Origin of the sequence: Corynebacterium sp. HMSC068G04 (genome assembly GCF_001814885.1) — a bacterium.
Taxonomy (GTDB): domain Bacteria; phylum Actinomycetota; class Actinomycetes; order Mycobacteriales; family Mycobacteriaceae; genus Corynebacterium; species Corynebacterium hiratae.
The window spans coordinates 108,954-132,447 of the sequence record NZ_KV818301.1; the positions used below are offsets into that span (position 1 = coordinate 108,954).

Consider the following 23,494-nt stretch of genomic DNA (forward strand, 5'->3'; position numbering starts at 1 on the left):
CTTCCTCTATTTCACGTCGTAGGCGGTCGCGGCATAACTGCGCGTAATCAGCTGCAGCGCGCGGGCCAATTCCCCACAGGAGGTGTCGGCGCTCGCCGCTGCGAAAGAATGGGGAAGGTTCGCCTCTTCCTGTCCCCATAAAACAACTCTCAAGGGTACCAAAGGCTCTTCCGCTTCAAACGGGTCATAGAAGATGTCAGTCTGGTCTGTCTGCAGAATCGGCCCTAAGCCTTCCGCATCAACAACGGTCCCTCCCAGCCCGTGGGCTGCCCACAGCTCACCGGCCATGCGGGCAACAAGCGCGTCGAGGTGCACGCGCGTGCGCTCTTCTGACAGCGCATAGGGATCAGGCCCGCTGCTGTGGATGACCCGGCCGCCCTCTACGAACTCACGCAACGCGCGCCCAGGATTCGTCGTGGAGTCACGTTGCGGGGATAGTGCTTCCAGCTCACGGTCCACGGCATCGGCGACGTCCTCCACGCGACGAGAAACGAGAACTGGGTCTTCTCTCAGCACCGCGTACACCGCATGCACAGCTGTAATCACGCGCACCGGGGAAATCCCTTCGGCGGTGGGCAAAGTGTCTATGACGATGGCGTCTTCGGGTGCGTCCTCGATCTCGTTGAGGAGAATGGTCGTGGAACCCCGGCGCGCAGCGGTATGCAGCGCGCGCTCCGCCCATGGGCTATCTCCCGCCACCACCACGACGTCGAGGGCACCAGTAAAGCGCGGCAGCGATTCGCTAACCATGATGGGGACTTCAGCGGGCTCAGCTAGGCCCACAGCAACGTGAGCGGCAGCGCGGGAAACTTGGTCGGCGGCAAGGATGACGAGGCTTCGCGGACGGAGTCCGCCCAGCACGCGAGCAAGCTCCGGCACGGATGCAGCCACCACGCGCGCTTGGGCGCCTTCGTGGGCGATGTCAAAGAAGCCCACGGTTTCGGGGTCATAGGAAGTCATAGGCCCGAGCATAGCTAGGATGAGTGGCCATGAGCATTCATCCGGTAGTCCTTGTTGGCGGCGGCCCTGGCGCGTGGGATCTCATCACCGTGCGCGGCATGCGAGCACTGCAGGAAGCCGATGTCGTCGTGGCCGATCACCTCGGCCCCACCGCCCAGCTAGATAAGCTGTGCGATATTAATGCCAAGGAGCTTATCGACGTCTCCAAGATCCCCTACCGCGCCCAAGTGGCCCAGGAGCGTATCAACGAGATTCTGGTTGAGAACGCCCGCCAGGGGCGCCGCGTGGTCCGCCTCAAAGGCGGGGACCCGTATGTGTTTGGGCGTGGCTTCGAGGAGCTCACGGCGCTTACCGAAGCGGGTATCCCGGTGGAGGTCGTCCCCGGGGTGACCTCGGCGGTCGCGGTGCCCGCCCTGGCGGGCACTCCGGTGACGCACCGCGGCGTCGTTCATGCCTTCACTGTGGTCTCCGGGCACCTGCCGCCCGGCCACCCCAAGTCCTTGGTGGATTGGGCAGCACTGGCGCAGTCCGGGGCTACCTTGTCCGTCATCATGGGCGTCAAAAACGCGGCCGCCATCGCCGCTGCGCTGATCGACGCCTCCCTCTCCCCCCACACCCCCGTGCGCATCATCCAGGAAGGCTCCCTCGATGGCGAGCGGGCCTTCAGCTGCGAGCTCGCGGAGCTGGGGGCCACCATGGAGGAGCACTCGGTGGCTCCCCCGGCGGTCATCGTCATCGGTGAGGTTGCTGGGCTCTAGCCCCGAGTTCTACTCAACTCCGACGCGCTCTTCCTCCGATTCCGCGGAGCTGCCTGCATGGGCGCCCTCGCGGCCAGTTGGCTCCGTCGTTTCAACGACACGACTGCCACCGCGTTGCTGCGAAGCAGCATCCCCCTCCGAGCTCTGTGCAGACCGGGCCCGGCGCTGGTTCGCCCAGACCGTGAGAGCAACACCGAGGACCAGCGCAGCGACCTGCAGAAGAAGGATCTGCTGATGCGCCAGCGCCCACCCTAGGTCCTTCGGAATGTTGAGCGTCACGATAGCCGTGCCCACGAAGCCTCCAAGGAGCGTGGGGTTGATGCGGGAGATGAGCCAGGCTGCAATCGGTGCGGTGATCATCCCGCCGATAAGCAACGCTACAACCGCGGCGGCGTTAGCTACGATCTCCTCCCAGAGGCCAACGATGAAGCCCGCCGTGGCGCCAAAAGTGACGAGGAATTCTGCGGTGTTGACGGTGCCGACGATGCGCCGCGGCTGCTCGCGGCCGACCGCCATGAGCGTCGAGGTGGAAATCGGACCCCAGCCACCGCCGCCCGAAGCATCGACGAAGCCTCCCACCACGCCGAGCCCCGCGAGAAAAGGAGTGGAGTGCTGTCGGGTCTCCTGCGATGTACTGATCCGTGGGCGTGAGAAGCGCCAGACTAGGTTGATGCCGAGGACCACGAGAATAGCGGAGGTCACGGGCGCGGCAGCCTCGAGCGAGAGGTTAGACAGAACCGTCGCTCCAATGAAGGCCGACAAACCTCCCGGCACGCCGAGCTTGAGCACCGTGGGCCAATGCACGTTGCCAAAACGCCAGTGGCTGATTCCCGAGACCAAGGTGGTGCCTAGCTCCGAGGTATGCACCACGGCGGAGGCCGTCGCCGGTCCCAAACCCGCCAGCAGCAGGATGGTGGTGGAAGTGACGCCGAAGCCCATGCCGATGCCGCCGTCGACAAGCTGCGCGGCGGCACCCGCAATCGCGATGAGGATGAGGCTACGCATGGGCCACCTCCGCATAACGGTGGGAAACAATGCCGGCGAGTGCCTCACCCAGCGGAGGGAGAACCTGCCGGGACTCCCCGCCCCTGTGCCCTGCATCCTCGTCGAGGCGATCTAAGAGCAGTCCCGGGCTCACAAAGAGTGGCACGACGACCTCCTGATTGCCATCTGAACCAACGGGCTCGCGCTCACCACGCGTGGCATAGGCAACCTTCGCTGTGCAGCCGGTGAGCTCACCGACGCGTCGTGCTAGATCCGCGACGTCAGCGTTGGCACGCTCATCGGAGGAGCCGACAGAATAGAGCACAACGGTATCTGTCCCCTCCGGAACGCGCTTAGCCAACAGACGCGCCATGTCCTCGCCGGTACCGAGGCCACGGGCTTGGTGAAGGCGCACTCCGGACGCCGCAGAGGCCTGGGCCAAAGCTGCAGGAACATCGATGCGCTGGTGGTAGCCCTCGGTAAAGAGCAGAGGCACAACGACCGCCTCGCGTACCCCTTGCGCTGCTAGGCTGCGCGCCGCCTCATCGAGCGGCGGGTCATTGAATTCCAAGTGTGCGGCGGTAGCCGGCACCCCGGCTAGCTCGCCAGCGGCGTGGGTCAGGGCCATAACGTTCGCTGCGGCCTCGGGGTGGCGTGAGCCGTGAGACAGGGTTAGTAAAGCAGTAGTAGCGGTCGGGGCGGTCATGGTGTGTTTCCTTAAGTGTGAGCTTTCGCGGTGGAGTGGCCGCGGCGAGCGAGAGAGCGCTGCAGCGCCTCCGCGGAGGAGACCGCCGGCGCGGGCGCTACGGGGGCATCGTCCTGGCCGTGGAAGCGTACGGAAAAGATGCGGAGGCACTCTTCGCACTTCCAGGCGAAATCATCTTCCTCATCTGGAAATAGGTTTGTTCCGGCGCAGTAGGGGCAAAAGGCTGGGTGATTGCGGTTGGGGTTAGGCTGGCGACGAAAATTCACTGCAGGTCCTCCTCGTCCGCGCGCAGGACCCAGTGGCGGAACTGTTCGCCGTCTTCGCGCTGTTCCTTGTACTTGTTGACCAAGCGAATGACATAGTCCGGAACCTCATCCGCCACCACCTTGTGTCCGCGCAGCTTGCGGCCCCAGTCCGGGGATAGGCCGAGGGCGCCGCCGAGGTGGACCTGGAAGCCCTCGACACGGTTGCCGTCTGCGTCGGTGACGATCTGCCCCTTAAGACCGATATCCGCTACCTGCGAGCGTGCGCAGGCATTAGGGCAGCCATTGAGGGCGATGGACAGCGGGCCGTCGAGGTCACCAAGGGTATCTTCCAGTATGTCGACGAGCTCGATGGCGCGGGCCTTGGTGGTCACGTGGGCGAGCTTACAAAATTCCAGCCCGGTGCAGGAGATGACGCCGCGGCGGAACTCCGAAGGTTGGGAGTACAGGCCCGTCTCATCCAAGGCACGGGACAGGGCAGGGATATCCGCTTCTTCCACGTCGAGGAAGAGCAGCTCCTTCATCGGCGTGGTGCGGATTCGGCTGATACCGAATTTTTCGGCCACGTCCGCGATGGCGATGAGCTGCTCGCCGGTGGCATGCCCCACGGTGGGTTTAACACCTACGTAGAACTTGCCATCCTGCTGGCGGTGCACGCCCACATGGTCGCGGTTGCCAGGTGTGATGGGGAGCGGGAGGCCGTCGAGAAGCGGCGCGTCGAGGTATTCCTCTTCCAATACCTTTCGGAACTTCTCGATGCCCCACTGCGCTACGAGGAACTTAAGGCGCGCGCGGTTGCGGTTGCGGCGGAAGCCGTAGTCGCGGAAGATGCGCGCCACACCGGCCCATACCTCCGGCACGCGCTCGAGCGGAATCCATGCGCCGAGGGACTGCGAAAGCATCGGGTTGGTAGATAGGCCTCCGCCGACAAAGCAGTCGAAGCCGGGCCCGTACTCAGGGTGATTCGTGCCCACGAAAGCAACGTCCTGGATTTCGTGGGTGACGTCTTGGCGGGCGTTGCCGGAGATGGCGGACTTGAACTTACGCGGAAGGTTGTGGAATTCATCGCGCAAGAGGTAATCATTCTTGATCTCCTCAATGGCCGGGGTGGCATCGATAATTTCGTCGGCGGCCACTCCCGCTACCGGTGAGCCCAGGATGACACGGGGGACGTCGCCGCAACCCAGCAGAGTATCTAGCCCCACAGAGCGCAGTTTCTCCCAAATGGCGGGGACATCTTCAATCTGAATCCAATGCAGCTGGATGTTCTGACGGTCCGTAAAGTCCGCAGTCGAGCGCGCATAGTCGCGCGAAATCTCTCCTACGGCACGCAACTTGGCGGGATCGGCGCGGCCGCCGTCGAAGCGCACGCGCATCATGAAGTACTCATCCTGCAACTCGGCGTTACTGAGTTTGGAGGTCATCTCGCCGCCAAGGTTCTGGTTGCGCTGGGTGTACAAGCCCAACCATTTAAAGCGCGGGGCAAGATCCTCGGCGGGGATGGAGGAAAAGCCCTGCTTGGAATAGATATCGATAACGCGCTGGCGCACGGCCAGGGCATCGTCGGCCTGCTTAATCTCCTCGTCGGAATTCAGCGGAGCGGTGCCGTCAATCTTCCACTGGCCTTCCGGCTTCTTCACACGCGGGCGTCGCTTCGTTGCGGTGGTCATAATCTGCTGCCTTTCGTCGGTTAGTAAAAACCTACCGGTCTAGACAAAGTAGACAAAGCAGTCTTTTTTATTTTCTCACGAATATGCAAAGCACGCTGGGTTTATGCCACAATGTTCTCCGAATGTAATTAGGCCCAGTTGCCCTCCAGCAGACAAGCCGGTTCAATGAAACCCACGCTTGTTTAGACCTAAGCTTTCGTTAGTTACTACAACATTCCGAAAGGCCATCATGACTCAGCAGCCCTTGAAAGTAGCCGTCATCGGCGCCGGCCCAGCCGGCATTTATGCCTCCGACATCCTGGTGAAGAAGACCGGCGGCAACGTTCAAATCGATCTCATCGAGCAGATGCCCGCCCCCTTCGGGCTCATCCGCTACGGCGTGGCTCCGGACCACCCGCGCATTAAGGGAATCATCAACTCCCTACACCGCGTGCTCGACACCGAACAGATTCGCCTTCTCTCCAACATCAACGTGGGCCGCGATGTCACTGTCTCCGAACTCGAGGAGTACTACGACGCCATCGTCTTCGCCACCGGCGCAGTCGGCGACTTGGGCATGCAGATCCCAGGCTCCGATCTCGAGGGTATCCACGGTGCGGGCGAATTCGTCGGCTTCTACGACGGCAACCCACGCTTCGAGCGCTCCTGGGATCTCTCCGCCACGGACGTCGCGGTAATCGGCGTGGGCAACGTCGGCCTCGACGTCGCCCGCATCCTGGCCAAGACCGGCGATGAGCTCAAGGAATCCACCGAGATTCCCGACAACGTCTACGAGTCCCTGGCCAAGAACCAGGCCACCACCGTCCGCGTCTTCGGCCGCCGCGGCCCGGCGCAGGCCAAGTTCACCCCGCTGGAGCTCAAGGAGCTCGACCACTCCCCGACCATCAACGTGGTGGTGGACCCGGAGGACATCGACTACGACGAAGCCTCCCTCAAGGCCCGCGAAGAAGCCAAGTCCTGCGACCTGGTGTGCCAGACCCTGGAAGGCTACGCCATCCGCGAGCCGAAGGACGCCCCGCACACCCTGCAGATCCACCTCTTCGAGCAGCCGGTGGAGTTCATCGGCGAAAACGGCAAGGTTACTGCTGTGAAGACCGAACGCACCGCCCTCAACGGCGATGGTTCCGTCTCCGGCACCGGCAAGTTCACCGAGTGGCCGGCTCAGGCCGTCTACCTGGCTGTGGGCTACCGCTCCGATGCCATTGAGGGTGTTCCCTTCAACGAGCAGAAGAACGTCATCAACAACGACGGCGGCCACGTGGTTGACCTCGACGGTGAGGTCGTGCCGGGCCTGTACACCACCGGCTGGATCAAGCGCGGCCCGGTGGGGCTCATCGGCAACACCAAGTCCGATGCCACGGAGACCATCGGCATGCTGCTTGCCGACGCCGAAGCAGGCAACCTCTCCCACTCCCGTGACGAGGACATCGTCGAGCTCTTCGAGTCCAAGGGGCTGGAGCACCTGACCTGGGAGGGCTGGAAGAAGCTCGACGCCGCCGAGCGCGCCCTGGGTGAGGCCGAGGGCCGCGAGCGCAAGAAGTTCGTCGAGTGGGAAGAGATGGTCAACCACTCGCGCGGCTAAGCCGGCTCGACCCAAATTAAAACTGCCCTATCTGACGAAGTTATCGCTCCCGCCGCAATGAACGCGGGGAAAATCGTCAGATAGGGCAGTTTTTCTTCAAGGAATTAGTGTGAAGGCACGTGCCTTCACACTAGGCGCGGATGATGGCGAGCACCTCGTCGACGATGGCCTGCACCTCGTCAGCGGTCTTGGCCTCAACGTTGAGGCGCAGCAGCGGCTCGGTGTTGGAGGCGCGGACGTTGAACCAGGCGTCAGTGCCCTTCAGCTGTACGGTCACGCCATCGAGCTCGTCGACGGACTCAATCTTGTCCGCCAGCTCATCCAGCACGCGCTGCGTCGTAGCCTTCTGGTCATCCACGGTGGAGTTGATCTCACCCGAGGCCTCGTAGCGCGAGTACTGCGCCATAAGCTCACTCAGCAGCTTGTCCTGCTCACCCAGGGCCGCCAGCACGTGCATGGCGGCGAGCATGCCGGAGTCCGCATTCCAGAATTCCTGGAAGTAGTAGTGAGCGGAGTGCTCGCCACCAAAGACCGCCTTCTCCTTGGCCATCTGGGCCTTAATGAAGGAGTGGCCCACGCGGGTGCGCACGGCCTTGCCGCCCTTCTCAGCGATGAGCTCCGGAACCGTCTTCGAGGTAATCAGGTTATGGATGACGGTGGCGCCGGGGAACTTGTCCAGGTAGCGCTCCGCCACCAGCGCACAGATGGCAGAAGGCGGCACCGGCTGGCCCTTCTCGTCCACCACGAAGCAGCGGTCGGCATCGCCGTCGAAAGCAAGGCCGATGTCCGCCTTCTGCTCAACGGTGAACTTCTGCAGATCCACTAGGTTCTTCGGATCCAGTGGGTTGGCCTCATGGTTGGGGAAGGTGCCGTCCAGCTCAAAGTAGAGGTCACGCACGTCGAAAGGCAGCCCCTCAAAGACCGCCGGGACGGTGTGGCCACCCATGCCGTTTGCGGCATCCACCGCGACGACGAGCGGGCGAGAATTCTCCAGCGGCACCAAGCCGCGCAGGAAGGCGGCATAATCACCGAGCACCTCGCGCTCAGTCACGGTGCCTGGCTCGCCGTCGAAGGCCGGGGTGCCGTCGATCAGCATGTCCTTGATCTGCTCCAGACCCGTCTCCTGCCCCACCGGAACAGCACCCGAGCGGCAGAGCTTGATGCCGTTGTACTTAGCCGGGTTGTGGGAGGCGGTGAACATTGCGCCCGCGCAATTGAGGTGGCCGGCGGCGAAGTACAGCTCATCAGTCGATGTCAGGCCGAGCTGGATGACATTGAGGCCCTGCGCGGCAGCGCCCTCCGCAAAAGCGGCGGCCAGCTGCGGGGAGGACGGACGCATATCGTGGCCCACCGCCACGGTGGTCTCCCCTTCCCCGCGGAGAATGGCGGCAAAGGCCGCACCAGTATCACGCACGAGGCTGTCATCGATGTCCTCGCCCACGACGCCACGGACGTCATAGGCCTTGATCACTGCATTGAGCTGTTCACGAGTTCGCATAGCCCACAAGCATACCCGCGTCGGACGCGGTAACCCGCGTCCGACGGGCTAAAACTCAACTAACGGGCCAGTCAATGTCCGACGGGCTACTCGGCGTCCGGCACCACCGTCAGGTGTGCGCGGCGGCGCTGGCGGGCGTCGTGGACGCGGCGTGTGCGGAACACGGGGTGATTCGAGTTCCGCGGATCGGCGCCGTCGAAGGTGGCGGAGTAGTCAATGGGATCGGCACCGGAGCCGGCTGTGGAATCATCCACCAAGCCAGTGGTCACTCGCCCGGCCTCCCGGACGGCTTCGGCGAGCGCTGTGAGGTCATCATCCTCATCAAGCTCGATGCGGTCAACACGCACCATCTCCCAGCCTTGCGGGGCCGTGATGCGGGCGCTGTGCTTTTCACACAGGTCCCAAGCGTGGGGATCGGTTTCTTCGGAGAGCGGACCCACGACGGCGGTTTGCTGCGCGTAGGCATAGGTCAACGTCGCCACGGCGGGACGGCCACAGCCGGGGCGGGAGCAATGGCGAGAGCTAGTCACGCGCCCAAGTCTAAACCCTAACTTGAGATTTAGATAGTCCAACGCGGCGCGCCTCGCCACAACCCTCCTTCAGCCCGGCCTAAACTAAGCCGCATGAGCACGCCCCGCCCGCATATCCGCCCGGCCCGCCACCGCCACGGCCGCGGTGCACGTGGGCCGCTGCTGCCACACAACACGCCGCGCTATCGCAGCAGCGCCGAGCGCTTCGATATGGCGGTGCTCGAGGCCTACGCCCCCATCCATAACGCTTTTGCTGAACAGCTCACCGGGCTCGACCTTGCCGTTGATACCGTGCCCCGGATGCGCCTGTCGGTAGACATGACAGTCATGCCGGATGAGATCATCGCCGACGGCCCCGTTCCACTAGGGCGCATCGTGCCTGCGGGCGTGGATTCCGCCGGTCAGCCTACGCGCGCCCGCCTGGTCATTTTCCGCATGCCCATTGAGGAGCGCGTGCAGTCGGCACAGGAGCGCGAGGAACTGCTATCGACCGTGCTTACCGCACTAGTGGCCAATTACCTGAACGTCGATCCCGGAGACATCGATCCGCGCTTTACCTGGTAAACCACTCCTGAAAACCCATCGCTCCCCCTCACCGCTGGGGCTGAGGGCCCAAACGATAAGGGGGAGCGATGACGCTGCACTACTAGATCCGCTGCGCTTAACCGATCTCACGCTTTAATCGGCGGCGCTCACGGTCTGACAAGCCGCCCCAAATTCCAAAGCGCTCATCGTGCTCCAAGGCATATTCGAGGCATTCATCCCGCACTGCACAGGCCTGGCAAATGCGCTTAGCCTCGCGCGTCGATCCCCCCTTTTCCGGGAAGAAGGCTTCCGGGTCCGTCTGGGCGCACAGCGCCTGGTCTTGCCACTCCTGCTCGACGGCACCAAAGAGTTCATCGAGCGACATCTCTGCAGCAGCACCGCCACGGAGAATAGCGCTGTTATTCGTTGTATTGTCCACGCCGCTTCCTTTCTCCGAGGTCGTTTCTCTCTTGATTCAGTGGCACCGACCCTACACCGAAACAATTTCTCGGTGCCGCGCCCGCCGTGCCGTTGATTACACTGATGTCATTTCACACCGGATCACTAAATATCGTCAACCTGTCGCGGAAGATTTTTGTTGTGCTCCAGCGAAAACGCTGTACAGCATCCTCAACTTTCACATCAGTCACAGATCTCCTAGCTAAGGGGTGATCATCGGGGGTACTACATGTAGTGGCCACCCCCGATCCTGTGAACAATTCCAAGGTTTGTTCGGCGTGTCGCCACCCAGTCGGGCAAAACTCATGGATCTCATTCGCACCACGAAAACCATGCGTCACGGCATGAAAAGAGGCGCTGGGAAGATATTTTCCCAGCGCCGAGACCTGTGTCTATCCCCTGGCTATGCCTCAGCGTTTTTGTGCTGAGGCGCCGAGGAGCTTAAGCATCCGAACTAAATCGCACGCCGGCGTCCGGAATGCTCACACCTGGGAAGACGCGCATACCGCCCTGCAGCTCGCAACGCGCGCCGATGGTGGCGCCTTCGCCGATGACGCAGTTGTCGATGTGTGCGTTGGCACCAATGTGCGCGCCCGAGGCAATGATGGAGTTGTTAATGATGGCGCCCGGCTCGATAGTGACGCCATCGAAGACCACCGTGCCGTCCAAGCGGCAGCCCGCCCCAATTACGGAACCGCGGCCCACGGCCGTGCCGGACAGCAGCAGGACGCCACCGGCGATACCCGCAGACTCATCCACCACGGACTCACCCGTGCGCCCCACCAGCAGCGGCGAATGCGCGATACCGCGCACCAAGTCGGAGGAGCCGCGGACGAAATCATCCGGGCGGCCCATATCGCGCCAGTAGGAGTTATCCACGTGGCCTACCACCAGGCGGCCGGACTCCAGCAGCTGCGGGAAGGTCTCGCGCTCCACGGAGACCACGCGGCCAGCCGGAATCGTCTCGATGACATCCTTCTTGAACACGTAGCAACCGGCGTTGATCTGGTTCGTCGGCGGATCCTCGGTCTTTTCCAAGAAGGCCGTTACTCGGCCCTCGGAATCGGTAGGAACGCAGCCAAAGGCACGGGGATCAGCGACGTTGAGCAGGTGCATCGTCACGTCGGCGTCCTTGGAATGATGCGTATCGAGGATGCCGTTGAGATCCATGCCGGACAAAACGTCGCCGTTGAACACCATGACCGTGTCCTGGCGCAGCTTGTCATAGACGTTGCGGATACCGCCGCCGGTACCCAGCGCGGTCTCCTCCACCACGTACTCAATTTCCAGGCCCAGATCGGAGCCATCCCCGAAGTACTCCTCAAAGACCTCCGCCTTATAAGAAGTGGAGAGCACCACGTGCTCAATCCCGGCTTCCTTGATACGGGCGAGCAGGTGCTGGAGGAATGGGTAGTTGGCCGTGGGCAACATCGGCTTCGGCGTGCCAATCGTCAGCGGGCGCAGGCGGGTGCCGCGACCTCCCACTAGAATGACGGCATCGGCCGTCGATCCCCACTGGGGCGCTGATTCAGTCATATCGTTCCTTAATCTCTTTCAGATAAGTCACCGTTAGTGTATAGGCGCGCCTGACTCAGGAGCCGGCGCGGCACGCGCTTAAAATCAGCCCGCGCACCCGCAGCCCCAACCACAAGGCCGCGCGCAGCGGCGCCTGGTACCAGTGCGGGTGCCTATCCGCTTGGAAGCGGTAAGCCGAATCGTGGTGGGCGCGCAGCATCGCGCCGCGATGCGCTTTCGTCGAGTGGCCTTTGGCGTGGGTAATCACCGCCGTCGGGCACAGGATGTTGCGCCAGCCGGCGCGAGTGAAGCGGTCCCCTAAGTCCACGTCCTCCAAGTACATGAAGTAGCGCTCATCAAAGCCACCAATCTGCTCGAAGGCCTCCCACCGCACCAGAAGGCAGGAACCAGACAGCCAACCTGCCGGGCGCTCGCTGTCCATATCGGCGTCATCGCGATAGGCGCGCGACCACGGATTGGACGGCCAAATAGTTCCGAACAGCGCGTGGCCGATACCCGTGAGCAGCGTCGGTACGGCGCGCGCCGAGGGGTAGTTGCTGCCATCCGGCTCCACGATGCGCGGGCCCACCGCCGCGGCATCCGGGTGGCGGCGCGCGCACGCAATCAGCTCATCGAGGGAACCCTCGCTGAAGGTCACATCCGGGTTGGCAATGAGGAAGAACTCTTCATCGACGCCGTGCGCACGAGCGAAGCGCGCGCCCGCGTTCATTCCTGCGCCGTAGCCGATGTTTCCTCCAGTATCGAGGAATTCCACGTCCGCGTGCTCCCGCGCGGCGGCTTCCGGCACCCCATCGGTTGAGCCATTGTCGGCGAGAACGGTGAGGGCAGGAAGGGACGTCGCCAAGCGCAGCGACTCCAAGAAGTCGCTGAGGTAGCGGCCAGGCGAAAAGGTCACCGTGACCACGGCCAGGGGTTTCTGTATATTCTTCACGATGTTCTTGAGAGTACCCAACGCCGGCGTGCGCACGCGCCCGCGACACTGCTTCACGGTTTTGCAGCGTGCTCACTTAAACTAGTCCCGTGACTTCCCCGAATTCCCCGCGCGCCGCCCGCCACATTCAGGCCGCGCCCTCGCAGTCCGCGCCCACCGCCCAACGAGGTTCGACGCCGCTCAAGGCCGTCGTCGCTTTCCTGTCCGCCGTGGTCCTCGTGCTCTCCGGCGTGGGTTACTTCACCGTGGGCAAGCTGGGAAATGACATCTCCTCCGCCTCCAATCTGGCACTCGGCAATCAGGGCGGTTTTAAGGACAACGGCATCGACGGCGCGGTCGATATCTTGCTCGTGGGCAAGGACTCGCGCACCGATGCCAAGGGGAATCCGCTTTCCGAGCAGGAGCTGGCGGACCTGCATGCCGGTGTGGATGAGGGCGAGGAAAACACCGACACCATCATGGTGATCCGCATCCCCAACGATGGCTCGCGAGCTACTGCAGTATCCATCCCGCGCGACACCTACGTCCACGACGAGGACTTCGGAAACACCAAAATCAACGCCATCTTTGCCCTGCACAAAGCAGACAAGATGGAACAGCTGCAACAGGAAAACGCGGAAGCCGAAGCAGCTGGTGAGAAGCCGCCCCACACCGAAAAGGAAATGGAGAAGGAGAGCACCGAGGCCGGCCGCGCTGGTCTCATTTCGATGGTGCACAAGCTCACTGATGTCAACGTCGACCACTACGCTGAGGTGGGTCTCTTGGGCTTCGTGCTGCTTACCGACGCCGTCGGGGGCGTCGACGTCTGCCTCAACGACGCCGTCGATGATCCGATGTCGGGCGCTAAATTCCCGGCTGGGCGCCAAACCTTGCAGGGCTCCGAGGGTCTGTCCTTCGTGCGCCAGCGCTATGAGCTACCGCGCGGTGACCTTGACCGCATCGTGCGCCAGCAGGCCTACATGGCATCGCTGACGTCAAAGGTGCTGGATTCGGGCACGTTGACCTCTCCGGGCAAGCTCAACAAGATTGCTGATGCCGTGGAGCGCTCCGTAGTCATCGATGACGGTTGGGACATCATGGGCTTTGTGACCCAGCTGGCCGGGCTAGCCGGCGGCAACGTGACGTTTACAACGATCCCGGTGACCTCCATTACCGGCGTGGGTGACTACGGCGAATCGGTGGTGACCATCGATACCGCGGAGGTACATCGCTTCATGGATGATTTGGCCAAGTCCCAGGAGAAGGCTGAGGAAGAAAAGAAGTCTGAGGATGCCCCAGCCGATCAGGAAGGTGAAGACGGCGAAAAGCCCGTGGCCGAGGACCTCAACCTCCACGTCCTCAACGCCGGCACCGTCGACGGCATGGCCGGTGGAATCGGCGCCTGGTTGAAGAACGTGGGCTACACCGTTGAGCGCACCGCCAACGCGCAGTCGGGTCTATACACCGAATCGCAGATTGTTGCCGCAGATGCCAACGACGAGCGCGCTCTAGCCCTAGCCGAGCAGCTCGGTGGCCTGCCGGTCACGGCCAACGAGGAGCTCGAGCCGGACACCTTCATCGTGGTGGCTACGGATGACTACTCCGGTCCGAAGGACGACTCCGCGCAGGAAGAAGAGGCTGCTGCGGAGCCCGACCAAGGCGGCGATACTCAGCAGGTAGGTACCCCAGGCGATGACTTCGGTACCGCGGAGGTTTCGCCTGAGATCGACGCGGGCGGCGATGGCCCGCGCTGCGTGAATTAAGAGCGTCGTGGCGGGGCGAGTGCATGCCACCTACGATGGGCGGACATGGAACTCCTACAGCATCTCCTGTCCGCCGATGCCTCTGCTCCCCGGCTCAGTGTTTATAACGAAACTGACGGCACCCGCATGGATTTCTCGGCGCAAACGCTGGAGAACTGGACCTCCAAGATCGCCAACATGCTGCTGGAAGAGCTCGACCTTGAGCCTGGAACCGATTCCCGCATACTCATCGACCTTCCTGTGTCGTGGCAGGCCGCCGTCATCGCTCTCGGCGCACTCGCCGCCGGAATCCCCTTCGACATAACCGACGGTGCGGCTGCCTCGCAGCCGCACGCCGACGATATCACCGTGGTGTTCACCTCTCCGGAGGCCTACCTCAAGGCTGCGGCGGACGCGGGCTCCGGCTCTGCATCGGCCCCACTGGTCGACACGGTTCTGGTCACGCAGGATCCTTTTGGCCGCGGCGTTGTCGAAAGCGGCGGCGAGCTGCCGCTGGGCACCATCGACTTCGGCCCCACCGTGCGCTTCTATGGCGATCACTTCTATGGCACCACTACCCCGCTACCGGAGCTTTTCCCCACCGAGTTGGGCGCTGAGCGCGTGCTTTCACAGGGCTGGACGGACAGCGCCTCCTTCCAGCACGCAGTACTCGAACCACTGGCTGCGGGCGGCTCCGCCGTCATTGTGGCGGGCCTGTGCTCGGCCGACCGCTTGGAGGACATCGCAGACAACGAGAAGGTCACCGTCCGCTCCTAAACCCCGTCATGAGATAGTAGAGCAATGTTCAGCTGGCTGTATATCTTCATCGGCGTGCTCATCCTCGTGGGCACAATCTGCCAGGGAACCATCGGCTTTGGGCTGGGCACTATCGCCACCCCCATCTTGGCGCTCATTAAGCCGGAGCTGGTTCCCACGCTCATCCTCCTGCTGGCATTCGTCATCTCAACGACCACGATGCTCAAAGCACGCTCAGCGGTGTCCTGGGACATCGTGGCCATTTCTTCCATCGCGCGCATCCCCGGCTCGCTCGCGGGTGCGTGGGCGATTGCTTCCCTCTCCCACCGCGGGCTCTCCCTTTTCATCGGCTGCGCCGTCATCTTTGCCATGACCTTGTCCAGCCTCGGCTGGTCTCCCAAGCGCACCACCGCCAACATTGCTGTCGCGGGTGCTGCTTCCGGATTTCTGGGCACGTCGACGTCCATCGGTGGACCGCCCATGGCGCTGGTGCTTAAAGGCTACGACCCAGCCCGCATACGCGGCACGCTGTCGGGCACCTTCATCATCGGTTGCACCATCTCGCTGGCAATCTTGGGCTTGAGCGGGCAGATTACCAATCTGCAGCTCACCGCCGCCGCGGCCTACCTGCCGGTAGCCATCGTGGGCCTCATCGCCGCCGGCTACCTCAACCGTTTCATCAACGCCAAGGTGCTCAACCGCATCGTCCTCGTCGTGGCCATCAGCGCAGCCTTGGCGCTCATTGTTGAGGGGCTGGTTGCTGCCTAACGACCGCGTCCTACTGCCAGGACCACGCTCCACACTGCCCGTTCTGCCAAAGTTATCGCCGCTGATTCAAGATCTGGCAATAACTTCGTCATCTAGGGCAGTTGGGTGGCTGCGGGAAGCCGGGTGGTTCCGGGTAATCGGGCGGCTCAGGCAAGTCGGGCGGTAAATACCCCAAGTGCTCGCTGTATTCCCATGGCTTTGGCTTTGGCGGCAAGACTCCCTCATGCCAGAAGCCGATGAATTTGAAGTAGCGCTTCTCAAAGTCAGGATTCCTAGCATTAGCTATCTGGTCGATGACATAGTCCAGATGATGTGCCACGCAGTGACCTGTATAGCGCAACGTGAGCCACCCAATCAGCGCGCCCTCATTATTCTTCCAGTGGTCCCGCAACCATGACTCTTGCTGGGAATGGAATTTCATCCCGTTGATTTCTACCGCAACCTTGAGCTCTGGGAGCACGATGTCCCAGGTGTAGTGGCCGATTACAACGTTGCACTCGACTTTGAGCCCACGCCTTTTCAATCCCTTGGCCACCTTGACCTCCGCACCGGAATCCGTAAACAATGCGGCTTGCTCCAGCATCCGTTGGCTAGCAACAGGGGTGACATTGAGTGCTTCGCGGTGACTATCCAAGCGAGCACGCCCCGCCTTCGAGGAATAAATGGATTCGAAGACGCGAATCCCCAGCTCAGGACTCACTGTCTTCATGGCGACAAGTGGATTAAGAATCCGGATCCCCGACAAAGTGACAAAACTAGTGACGCTCACCCGCGAGTGCACATAGAAGGTTGATTTCGGCATTCTCTCCACGCTGGCTAGCCTCAGCGGAAAAGTGACAGGCTCGCCAAGGAGCACCTGCGCAGCCGTTGTTCCTGTCGTCTTAAGGAATGGCCGGTGCTCCTGTAACAGCTTCAATAGTTCTAATGGCTCGGGCTTGCCCCAGACATAGAGCCCCTTGGCCAGTCGCGTTACCTCTCCTCGGCGCACGCGAGTTGCAAGCGCACCTTTAGATAGGCCGCACACAATGCCGTGTTTCATATCATTTCCCCCCGGAAAGTTTGGCCTCCACGCTAACATGGCGCGCTACCGCGCGCCGAGCAACTGCCATTGCTGCCAAAGTTATCGCTTCTGATTCAAGATCGGGCCAGAAGTTTGGCAACTGGGGCAGTTATCCACTGCGAAACGAAGCGCCCAGCACTAAGAAAACCGCCTTAGCGAAGCGACCCCGCAATAAAACTACGGAAGCGCTCAGCAATCTGCGCAATTTCCTGCCCCGCGAAGTGCCCCGGGGACCACGCCGCCACCAGCGGCACACCGCCCAGAGTCCGTTCACCATCGACCACGTCGAAACCCACCAGCCGCGCCGGCTGCAGTTCTGTCATCAAGGCCACGGCTCGGCCCGAGCGGGCCAAGGCGCTCAAGGTTGCGGTGTCATCGCACTCGACATGCGAGCCCAAGGCACAGCCAGCCGTGCCCACGAAGGAATCCACCACCCCACGGGACACGCTGCGCCGCGAAGGCAGAGCCATCTTTTCTTGCAATAACCTTTTAACCTCCACGCTGGTCGAACCCGCGCACTCCAGCGCCAATGGGTGCGTCGGCAGCACCCAGGCGCGCACCGGAATCGTGCCCAACGCCAATGAGGCCACGTCATTGCCCGGCGGGATGGTGGCAATCACCACGTCGGCGGAGCCTTCCAGCGCGTCGAAGACGTCGTAGTGCGTAACCGGGGTCGTGGTGAGCAGTGGGATAGTCGAGCCAGCGGCCTCGATAAAGGGCGCAAGCAGAGTCGAAATCGTCGTCGGCGTAGCAGCCACGCGCAGCGCCGGGATACTGCCCGCGCGGAGTGCCTCCACCGCCTGCCCGGCGCGCGCGGATTCGGCGAGGAGGCGGCGGCACGTCGGAATGAGAGCGTGTGCCGCGTCGCTGAGCGCCAGTGCGGAACCGGCCCGCACGAAAAGCTCCAGGTCCAGCTCCTTTTCAAAGCGCCGCAGCTGCCGGCTCAGCGCCGGCTGGGTAATGCCCAGGCGCTCCGCGGCGGCAGTCACCGTGCCAGCTTCGGCAACCGCAAGGAAATATTTGGCCTTCACCATGTCCATTCCCTTACTTCTACCACTACCAATGCCTTGAGGGTATGGCTTTCCAGCTTTTTCGACATTAGACAACATGGCATCACCAAAGAATAATGAGACCACTACCACAACAACCCCAGGGAGGTTTCCATGTCACACGTCGGCGCCGCCATTGCCGAATCCCTCGCCGCGCACAACGTCACCCGCGCATTCCTCGTGCCCGGCGAAAGCTTCCTGCCCGTGCTCGACGGCCTCTACGATTCCCCCGTGAAGGCCATCGTCTGCCGCCACGAAGGCGGTGCCACCTACATGGCTGAAGCCCACGGCAAAGCCACCGGACAGCCCGGCGTCGCCATGGTCACCCGCGGCCCCGGCGCGGCCAACGCCTACGTGGGTATCCATACCGCCTGGCAGGATGCCACCCCGCTCGTCCTCTTCGTGGGCCTTATCCCCATCTCGGATCGTGACCGCGAGTCCTTCCAGGAATTCGATCCCAAGGCCTGGTTCGGCACCCAGGCCAAGCAGGTCTTCGTCCTCGATGATCCGTCGCGTGCCTCCCGCGTCGTGGCCGAAGCCTTCTTCCAAGCCCAGCAGGGCCGCCCCGGCCCCGTCATCGTGGGCCTGCCGGAGGATATTCTCCACCAGGAGTTCACCGGCAGCATCCACCCACCCATCCCGGTGTCGGAAGGCGCGCTTTCCGACGAGCACCTGGACCTCCTCTCCCGCGAACTAAGCCGCGCAGAGCGCCCACTCATTTTCGCCGGCGGCCCGCGCTGGACCCCGGAAGCCGCAGAGACGATCACCCGCTTCGCCGAAGAGCACCGCATCCCCATCATTCAAGACTTCCGCGCCGCTGACCGCGTGCCTTTCGACTCCCCCGCCAACGCCGGCTGGCTCGGCTATGGGCGCGACCCACGCGCGGCGCAACTTTTGGAAGCAGCCTCCCTCGTCATCGAAATCGGTGCCGTTCTCGGTGATGTTCCTACCGACGGTTACACCTTGCGCCAATCACCGCAGGCACGCAACATCGCCATCAACCCCGATACCAGCCTGCGCGGCCACTCGGTGGCGCTGGTAGAGCACATCGTGGCGAGCCCCGTGGCCTTCGCTCACACCCTGGACCGCCTGAGCGTCGAGGGCAAGGACACACGCGGCGAGTGGTTTGATACCGCGCACGCGAACCACCTCGACTTCGCCACCCTCCCCGAGCCCGCGGACTATCGTCCCGGTAAAGAAGGCACCGCCCACATGGAGGCCGTCTTCGCAGCACTCCACGACCAGCTGCCCAAGGACTCGATCTACACCTTCGGCGCCGGCAACCACTGCATCTGGGCCCAGCAGTTCCTGCGCTCGCAGGTCTACCCCTCCCAGTTCAGCGTGCGCAACGGGTCGATGGGCTATTCCATCCCGGCCGCAGTAGCCACCAAGCTGCAGTTCCCGGAGCGCACCGTTGTCACCGTTGCCGGGGACGGCGAATACCTCATGAACGGTCAGGAGCTGGCTACCGCGCTGCAGTACGGTGCGCCTTTTCTCATCATCGTCATGTCCAACGGCGAGTTCGGAACCATCCGCGATCACCAGAAGAAGCACTTCCCCGACCGCGTTTCCGGCACGCAGCTTGTAAACCCGGATTTCGCGGCGGTTGCCCGCGGCTTCGGTGCCCACGGCGAGCTCATCACTGATGACGCCCAGGTACCGGAGGCCGTGGCCCGCGCCCTGCGCGCCATCGCCGAGGACGGCGTACCAGCGCTTCTCAACGTCATCACCGACCAGGCACATTCCCTGCCTATCCCACCCTCCGCTGTTGTGCACACCAGCGAAACGTCCACCAGCTAAAGGAGGCTCACCATGAGCACGACACATACTCCTCCAACTTCGAACGCCGTACCCGCTAGCCAGCTGAAGGAAGGCGAGCACATTGTGGGCGATGGGGTCGTCGCCAAGCAGCGCCCCGCTGCCTCCACTGCATCGTGGATCATTACGCTCTTCGGCACCGCCGTGGGTGCTGGCATCCTCTTCCTACCGCTGAATGCCGGCGGTTTCGGGTTCTGGCCGCTGGTCTTCGCCACGGTCTTCATTTTCCCGCTGGTGTACTTTTCACACCGCACCTACGCGCGGATTGTTGCGGGCGCGCCCAAAGAGGACCACGGCAAGGACATCCTCGAGTTGGTCTCCCAGTATCTGGGCAAAGGCCAAGGAATCGTCTTCGCGGTGCTGTACTGGATCACGGTCTTTTCCACCGTCCTCATCTACGGTGTCTCCATCACCAACGCGGTGGATAGCTTCATTGTCAACCAGCTGGGTGGCCCGTCGCTCGACCGGTGGCTGCTGGCCATGCTCTGCGTGGGCGTGATGACCGGCGCCTTCGCCATCGGCCGCAAGCCGATGATCTGGCTGGCCCAGGTGCTGGTCTACCCGCTGATTATCGCCCTGGCCGTCACCTCCATCTACCTCATCCCACGCTGGGACCTCCAGAGCTTCATCCATTTCGATGACGGCTCGAATGGCTACGGCGGCATCATCAAGGGCATCTTCCTCATCCTGCCGGTGCTGGTCTTCTCCTTCTCCCACATGGCGGCGCTGTCGCAGTTCGCCATCGACATGCAGCCGCAGTACGGCGAGAAGACCGAGAAGCGCGTTTCCCGCACGGAGTTCTACACCGCTATCCTGCTCGTCGTCTTCACTATGTTCTTCGTGTGGTCCTGCGTCCTCGCACTCGGCGCCGACGGCATGAATGAGGCCCTCGAGCAAAACATCCCGGTGCTCTCCTACTTCGCCAACGTCACTGGCACTCCGTTCATGGCTTACATGGCCCCCATCGTGGTCATCTGCGCCATCGTCTCCTCCTACTTCGGCCACATGCTCGGTACCGAAGAAGGCACGGAGTACCTGTTGAAGAACGCTGCGCCGAAGCTGGCGGAGAAGGTCTCGCACCGCACGCTGCTCAACATCATTTATCTCATCGCCTTCGTGTGCACCACGCTCGTGGCGATCTTTAACCCCTCCATCATTTCCATGATTTCGGTTGTCTCCGGTGTCTTCGTGGCGTTCATCGTCTACCTGGTTCCGGTGTATATGTTCAAGAAACTGGACGTGTACAAGAAATTCCGCAATGACCCGTGGAACTACTTCGTCTTCGGCATGGGCCTGCTGATTATGGCCGTGACCATCTGGGACATGATTTAGAAAGGACGTGATTATGCTTCGTAGTGATCTCTCAAGCTTCCCCGAGTACAAGGTAGGCAAGGATTTCCCCAATGCCTTGAAACTCTCCTCCAATGAGGTCCCCTTCCCGCCTGCCGAGGACATCATTGCCGCGGTTGCCGACGCCGCCCGCACCACCAACCGCTACCAGCAGCCCGGCAGCCTGGAACTCACCAATGCCTTGTGCAATTACCTAGGAGTCCCAGCAGATAATATCTTCGTCTCCGCGGGTTCCACGCCCATCCTGCAGGCCACCATCTTGGCTTCTTGTCAGACCGGCGATGAGGTCATCGTGCCCTGGCGCAGCTTCGAGGCCTACCCCCTCTACGTGCGTATGGCCGGCGCGGAACCGATCCTGGTCCCTCTCACGGAGGATTACCGCGTCGACTTGGAGGCAGTCCTCGCCGCTCTGACGGAGAAGACCAAGCTCATCATCCTGTGCAACCCCAATAACCCGACGGGCACCGTCATCACGCGCGGTGAATTCCGCGCCTTCATGGACCAGGTACCCAAGGACGTCGTCGTGCTGTTGGATGAGGCTTACTGGGAATACAACGACGCACCCGATACCCCGGATTCGGTGGAGGAATACCAGCGCTACCCCAACCTGCTGGGCGTGCGCACCTTCTCCAAGGCCTGGGGTTTGGCCGGCATGCGCGTGGGCTACGCGGTGGCAGGCGAAGAGATCATCAACGCGCTGCGGCTGCTCTCCCTACCGCTGACGGTGACCGCCATGGCAGAAACTGCCGCCGTGGAGGTGCTCAAGCGCCACGACGAGCTTGACGACGCCGTCGAGATCACCAAAGCACAACGCGACCGCGTCTGCGCAGAACTGGGAGCCGAGAAGTCCTATGGCAATTTCGTCTGGCTGCCGCGCCCAGATGCCGAAGAGGTGGAGACGAAAATGCTCGATGAAGGCGTGGTCATCCGCCGCTACCTCGATGAGGGTGTGCGCGTGTCCATCACCGATGAAGCAGAAACCACCCAGTTCTTGGAAGCCTGGCGCCGCGCGGGGATTCAACCTTGGCGGGGCTAGGTGGCCTCCTCCTTTCACCCCCTCAGCCCAAGTGCCCCATAAGCCCATACTGAGACAAATGACATAAAACGCAAGGACCTTGCAATAAGTCACATACAACCCCATAATGGGACGCAACCATACACACTTCAATCATTGGAGGATGAAGCAATGTCCGGATTTCGCGTAGAAAACCCCGCTACCGGTGAGGTTCTCGAGACTTTTGATCACGCTACTGACCAGGAGGTCCTGGCCGCTGTCGACTCCGCGCACGAGGCATTCCTCAGCTGGCGCGAGACCCCGATCGAGGAGCGCGCCAAGGTAGTCACACGCGTTGCCGAGCTCTTCGAAGAGCGCAAGGATGAGCTCGCAGAGATCATCGCTACCGAAATGGGCAAGCCGATCTCCGAGGGCGTCGAGGAGGCTGAGTTCAGCGGCGCTATCTTTAGCTACTACGCCGACAACGGCCCCAAGTTCGCCGCCGACGAGGAAATCCCCGTCGAGATGGACGGCAAGGGCTACATTCAGCGCCGCCCCATCGGCGCTCTGCTGGGCATCATGCCGTGGAACTTCCCCTACTACCAGGTCGCGCGCTTCGCCGCCCCGAATCTGATGCTGGGCAACACCATCGTCTTGAAGCACGCCACCATCTGCCCGCGCTCCGCGCTTGCCATCCAAAAGATCATGGATGATGCCGGTGTTCCCAAGGGCGTCTACACCAACGTCTTCGCTACCCACGAGCAGGCAGAGAAGATCATCGAGCACAAGGAGCTGCGCGGTGTGTCCCTCACCGGCTCCGAGCGCGCTGGTGCTGCGGTGGGCTCTCTGGCTGCGAAGAACCTCAAGAAGGCAGTTCTCGAGCTCGGTGGCTCCGACCCGTACGTCATCCTCGACACCGATGACGTCAAGCAGGCAGCCAAGGACGCGTGGGAGACCCGCATGTACAACACCGGCCAGGCGTGTAACTCCAACAAGCGCCTGATCGTGATGGACGATATCTACGACGAGTTCGTCGCTGAGCTGGTCGAGCTCGCAAAGGCTATGAAGCCTGGTACCCCGCAGGAGGCTTCCGAAACCGTCTACACCCCGTTGTCTTCGCGCAGCGCGGCAGAAAACCTCAAGGATCAGATCGACCGCATCGTGGCCGCCGGCGCCACCCTGCACGTCGGCGGTGAGCTGGCGGATGAGAAGTCTTCCTACTTCAGCCCCGCCGTGCTGACCGATGTCCCGGTTGGCGCTGATGTCTACTACGAAGAACTCTTCGGCCCCGTGGCGACCGTGTTCAAGGTCAGCAGCGACGAAGAGGCTCTCGAGCTGGCCAACGACACCCAGTACGGCCTGGGCGGTTGCGTCTTCTCCAAGGACGTCGAGCGCGCTGAGAAGATTGCCCAGCGCCTGGAGGTCGGCATGTCCAACGTCAACACCTACGCGGCGGAGGGCGCCGAGGTCCCGTTCGGTGGTGTGAAGAACTCCGGCTACGGCCGCGAGCTGGGCCCCTACGGCATGGATGAGTTTGTCAACAAGCGCACCTACTTCGTGGCCAACTAAGGAGATC

Annotated in this window: 22 protein-coding genes; 10 read left to right on the forward strand and 12 right to left on the reverse strand. The window is 62.3% G+C overall.

Features of this window, described 5'->3' with window-relative positions; all coding sequences use genetic code 11:
• Nucleotides 1–6 precede the first annotated feature (6 nt).
• Nucleotides 7–960, reverse strand: a complete 954-nt coding sequence (locus tag HMPREF2993_RS03840; RefSeq protein WP_246822339.1) for an exopolyphosphatase — start codon at nucleotides 958–960, stop codon at nucleotides 7–9.
• 29 nt (nucleotides 961–989) lie between these two features.
• Between HMPREF2993_RS03840 and cobA the strand changes: the two genes are divergently transcribed.
• Nucleotides 990–1,718 carry a uroporphyrinogen-III C-methyltransferase gene (gene cobA, locus HMPREF2993_RS03845; protein WP_070512234.1) on the forward strand — a complete coding sequence of 243 codons (729 nt, stop codon included), beginning with the start codon at nucleotides 990–992 and terminating at the stop codon, nucleotides 1,716–1,718.
• A gap of 9 nt (nucleotides 1,719–1,727) precedes the next feature.
• On the opposite strand, the gene HMPREF2993_RS03850 is transcribed toward cobA, so the two are convergent.
• From HMPREF2993_RS03850 to HMPREF2993_RS03865, 4 genes are read right to left on the reverse strand one after another with little or no spacing between them, the layout of a single operon-like run.
• Nucleotides 1,728–2,723: a sulfite exporter TauE/SafE family protein gene (locus tag HMPREF2993_RS03850; RefSeq protein WP_070701078.1), complete on the reverse strand. Its 996-nt coding sequence runs from the start codon at nucleotides 2,721–2,723 to the stop codon at nucleotides 1,728–1,730.
• A complete protein-coding gene (locus HMPREF2993_RS03855; protein ID WP_049156062.1) occupies nucleotides 2,716–3,408 on the reverse strand; it encodes a sirohydrochlorin chelatase in 693 nt (230 codons plus the stop codon). Before HMPREF2993_RS03855 ends, HMPREF2993_RS03850 begins: the two co-directional genes overlap by 8 nt.
• 11 nt (nucleotides 3,409–3,419) lie before the next feature.
• A complete protein-coding gene (locus HMPREF2993_RS03860) occupies nucleotides 3,420–3,674 on the reverse strand; it encodes a hypothetical protein (protein ID WP_049156060.1) in 255 nt (84 codons plus the stop codon).
• The gene (locus HMPREF2993_RS03865) at nucleotides 3,671–5,341 is read right to left on the reverse strand and encodes a nitrite/sulfite reductase (protein ID WP_070701080.1); all 1,671 of its coding nucleotides are present in this window, start codon (nucleotides 5,339–5,341) and stop codon (nucleotides 3,671–3,673) included. Before HMPREF2993_RS03865 ends, HMPREF2993_RS03860 begins: the two co-directional genes overlap by 4 nt.
• Nucleotides 5,342–5,570: 229 nt before the next feature.
• Between HMPREF2993_RS03865 and HMPREF2993_RS03870 the strand changes: the two genes are divergently transcribed.
• Nucleotides 5,571–6,923 carry an FAD-dependent oxidoreductase gene (locus tag HMPREF2993_RS03870; RefSeq protein ID WP_070701082.1) on the forward strand — a complete coding sequence of 451 codons (1,353 nt, stop codon included), beginning with the start codon at nucleotides 5,571–5,573 and terminating at the stop codon, nucleotides 6,921–6,923.
• A 130-nt stretch (nucleotides 6,924–7,053) separates the two neighbouring features.
• Here HMPREF2993_RS03870 and HMPREF2993_RS03875 read toward each other — a convergent pair whose 3' ends face one another.
• Nucleotides 7,054–8,421: a phosphomannomutase/phosphoglucomutase gene (locus HMPREF2993_RS03875; protein WP_070701084.1), complete on the reverse strand. Its 1,368-nt coding sequence runs from the start codon at nucleotides 8,419–8,421 to the stop codon at nucleotides 7,054–7,056.
• An 86-nt stretch (nucleotides 8,422–8,507) separates the two neighbouring features.
• Nucleotides 8,508–8,951: a DUF3499 domain-containing protein gene (locus HMPREF2993_RS03880; RefSeq protein ID WP_080975101.1), complete on the reverse strand. Its 444-nt coding sequence runs from the start codon at nucleotides 8,949–8,951 to the stop codon at nucleotides 8,508–8,510.
• Nucleotides 8,952–9,044: 93 nt separating this feature from the next.
• Between HMPREF2993_RS03880 and HMPREF2993_RS03885 the strand changes: the two genes are divergently transcribed.
• A complete protein-coding gene (locus HMPREF2993_RS03885; RefSeq protein WP_070512251.1) occupies nucleotides 9,045–9,515 on the forward strand; it encodes a metallopeptidase family protein in 471 nt (156 codons plus the stop codon).
• A gap of 97 nt (nucleotides 9,516–9,612) precedes the next feature.
• On the opposite strand, the gene HMPREF2993_RS03890 is transcribed toward HMPREF2993_RS03885, so the two are convergent.
• The 3 genes from HMPREF2993_RS03890 to HMPREF2993_RS03900 all read right to left on the reverse strand — a co-directional run bounded on the left by HMPREF2993_RS03890 (nucleotide 9,613) and on the right by HMPREF2993_RS03900 (nucleotide 12,438).
• On the reverse strand, nucleotides 9,613–9,861 hold the full coding sequence (locus HMPREF2993_RS03890) for a WhiB family transcriptional regulator (protein ID WP_005528147.1): 249 nt from the start codon (nucleotides 9,859–9,861) through the stop codon (nucleotides 9,613–9,615).
• Nucleotides 9,862–10,376: 515 nt separating this feature from the next.
• On the reverse strand, nucleotides 10,377–11,471 hold the full coding sequence (locus HMPREF2993_RS03895; protein ID WP_049156050.1) for a mannose-1-phosphate guanylyltransferase: 1,095 nt from the start codon (nucleotides 11,469–11,471) through the stop codon (nucleotides 10,377–10,379).
• Between the two features lie 55 nt (nucleotides 11,472–11,526).
• On the reverse strand, nucleotides 11,527–12,438 hold the full coding sequence (locus HMPREF2993_RS03900) for a glycosyltransferase family 2 protein (RefSeq protein ID WP_210401548.1): 912 nt from the start codon (nucleotides 12,436–12,438) through the stop codon (nucleotides 11,527–11,529).
• A 53-nt stretch (nucleotides 12,439–12,491) separates the two neighbouring features.
• On the opposite strand from HMPREF2993_RS03900, the gene HMPREF2993_RS03905 reads away from it, so the two are divergent.
• From HMPREF2993_RS03905 to HMPREF2993_RS03915, 3 genes are read left to right on the forward strand one after another with little or no spacing between them, the layout of a single operon-like run.
• Entirely contained in the window at nucleotides 12,492–14,144 is a 1,653-nt protein-coding gene (locus HMPREF2993_RS03905; RefSeq protein WP_246822341.1) for an LCP family protein, read from the forward strand.
• Nucleotides 14,145–14,189: 45 nt separating this feature from the next.
• Nucleotides 14,190–14,900: a TIGR03089 family protein gene (locus HMPREF2993_RS03910; RefSeq protein WP_070701086.1), complete on the forward strand. Its 711-nt coding sequence runs from the start codon at nucleotides 14,190–14,192 to the stop codon at nucleotides 14,898–14,900.
• 24 nt (nucleotides 14,901–14,924) lie between these two features.
• On the forward strand, nucleotides 14,925–15,647 hold the full coding sequence (locus HMPREF2993_RS03915; protein ID WP_070701088.1) for a sulfite exporter TauE/SafE family protein: 723 nt from the start codon (nucleotides 14,925–14,927) through the stop codon (nucleotides 15,645–15,647).
• Between the two features lie 88 nt (nucleotides 15,648–15,735).
• Here the strand turns inward: HMPREF2993_RS03915 and HMPREF2993_RS03920 are convergent, their stop codons facing one another.
• Both HMPREF2993_RS03920 and HMPREF2993_RS03925 read right to left on the reverse strand, forming a co-directional pair.
• Nucleotides 15,736–16,686: an endonuclease domain-containing protein gene (locus HMPREF2993_RS03920; RefSeq protein ID WP_070701090.1), complete on the reverse strand. Its 951-nt coding sequence runs from the start codon at nucleotides 16,684–16,686 to the stop codon at nucleotides 15,736–15,738.
• A 173-nt stretch (nucleotides 16,687–16,859) separates the two neighbouring features.
• Nucleotides 16,860–17,741: a LysR family transcriptional regulator gene (locus HMPREF2993_RS03925; protein ID WP_232745467.1), complete on the reverse strand. Its 882-nt coding sequence runs from the start codon at nucleotides 17,739–17,741 to the stop codon at nucleotides 16,860–16,862.
• A 129-nt stretch (nucleotides 17,742–17,870) separates the two neighbouring features.
• Between HMPREF2993_RS03925 and HMPREF2993_RS03930 the strand changes: the two genes are divergently transcribed.
• The 4 genes from HMPREF2993_RS03930 to HMPREF2993_RS03945 all read left to right on the forward strand — a co-directional run bounded on the left by HMPREF2993_RS03930 (nucleotide 17,871) and on the right by HMPREF2993_RS03945 (nucleotide 23,487).
• Nucleotides 17,871–19,556: a thiamine pyrophosphate-dependent enzyme gene (locus tag HMPREF2993_RS03930; protein ID WP_070701092.1), complete on the forward strand. Its 1,686-nt coding sequence runs from the start codon at nucleotides 17,871–17,873 to the stop codon at nucleotides 19,554–19,556.
• 12 nt (nucleotides 19,557–19,568) lie between these two features.
• Complete coding sequence (locus HMPREF2993_RS03935; protein WP_070545229.1) at nucleotides 19,569–20,906, forward strand: aromatic amino acid transport family protein; 1,338 nt, start codon at nucleotides 19,569–19,571, stop codon at nucleotides 20,904–20,906.
• A gap of 13 nt (nucleotides 20,907–20,919) precedes the next feature.
• Nucleotides 20,920–21,960: a histidinol-phosphate transaminase gene (locus HMPREF2993_RS03940; protein ID WP_070545231.1), complete on the forward strand. Its 1,041-nt coding sequence runs from the start codon at nucleotides 20,920–20,922 to the stop codon at nucleotides 21,958–21,960.
• Nucleotides 21,961–22,110: 150 nt separating this feature from the next.
• The gene (locus HMPREF2993_RS03945) at nucleotides 22,111–23,487 is read left to right on the forward strand and encodes an NAD-dependent succinate-semialdehyde dehydrogenase (RefSeq protein WP_070701093.1); all 1,377 of its coding nucleotides are present in this window, start codon (nucleotides 22,111–22,113) and stop codon (nucleotides 23,485–23,487) included.
• The last annotated feature ends 7 nt before the right edge of the window (nucleotides 23,488–23,494 follow it).

Coding starts and splice junctions, on each gene's coding strand:
- HMPREF2993_RS03935 (WP_070545229.1), top strand. CDS start 19,569: ATGAGCACGACACATACTCCTCCAACTTCGAACGCCGTACCCGCTAGC.
- HMPREF2993_RS03945 (WP_070701093.1), top strand. CDS start 22,111: ATGTCCGGATTTCGCGTAGAAAACCCCGCTACCGGTGAGGTTCTCGAG.
- HMPREF2993_RS03865 (WP_070701080.1), bottom strand. CDS start 5,341: ATGACCACCGCAACGAAGCGACGCCCGCGTGTGAAGAAGCCGGAAGGC.
- HMPREF2993_RS03940 (WP_070545231.1), top strand. CDS start 20,920: ATGCTTCGTAGTGATCTCTCAAGCTTCCCCGAGTACAAGGTAGGCAAG.
- HMPREF2993_RS03920 (WP_070701090.1), bottom strand. CDS start 16,686: ATGAAACACGGCATTGTGTGCGGCCTATCTAAAGGTGCGCTTGCAACT.
- HMPREF2993_RS03915 (WP_070701088.1), top strand. CDS start 14,925: ATGTTCAGCTGGCTGTATATCTTCATCGGCGTGCTCATCCTCGTGGGC.
- HMPREF2993_RS03930 (WP_070701092.1), top strand. CDS start 17,871: ATGTCACACGTCGGCGCCGCCATTGCCGAATCCCTCGCCGCGCACAAC.
- HMPREF2993_RS03890 (WP_005528147.1), bottom strand. CDS start 9,861: ATGTCGCTCGATGAACTCTTTGGTGCCGTCGAGCAGGAGTGGCAAGAC.
- HMPREF2993_RS03840 (WP_246822339.1), bottom strand. CDS start 960: ATGACTTCCTATGACCCCGAAACCGTGGGCTTCTTTGACATCGCCCAC.
- HMPREF2993_RS03870 (WP_070701082.1), top strand. CDS start 5,571: ATGACTCAGCAGCCCTTGAAAGTAGCCGTCATCGGCGCCGGCCCAGCC.
- cobA (WP_070512234.1), top strand. CDS start 990: ATGAGCATTCATCCGGTAGTCCTTGTTGGCGGCGGCCCTGGCGCGTGG.
- HMPREF2993_RS03910 (WP_070701086.1), top strand. CDS start 14,190: ATGGAACTCCTACAGCATCTCCTGTCCGCCGATGCCTCTGCTCCCCGG.
- HMPREF2993_RS03850 (WP_070701078.1), bottom strand. CDS start 2,723: ATGCGTAGCCTCATCCTCATCGCGATTGCGGGTGCCGCCGCGCAGCTT.
- HMPREF2993_RS03925 (WP_232745467.1), bottom strand. CDS start 17,741: ATGGTGAAGGCCAAATATTTCCTTGCGGTTGCCGAAGCTGGCACGGTG.
- HMPREF2993_RS03855 (WP_049156062.1), bottom strand. CDS start 3,408: ATGACCGCCCCGACCGCTACTACTGCTTTACTAACCCTGTCTCACGGC.
- HMPREF2993_RS03895 (WP_049156050.1), bottom strand. CDS start 11,471: ATGACTGAATCAGCGCCCCAGTGGGGATCGACGGCCGATGCCGTCATT.
- HMPREF2993_RS03885 (WP_070512251.1), top strand. CDS start 9,045: ATGAGCACGCCCCGCCCGCATATCCGCCCGGCCCGCCACCGCCACGGC.
- HMPREF2993_RS03875 (WP_070701084.1), bottom strand. CDS start 8,421: ATGCGAACTCGTGAACAGCTCAATGCAGTGATCAAGGCCTATGACGTC.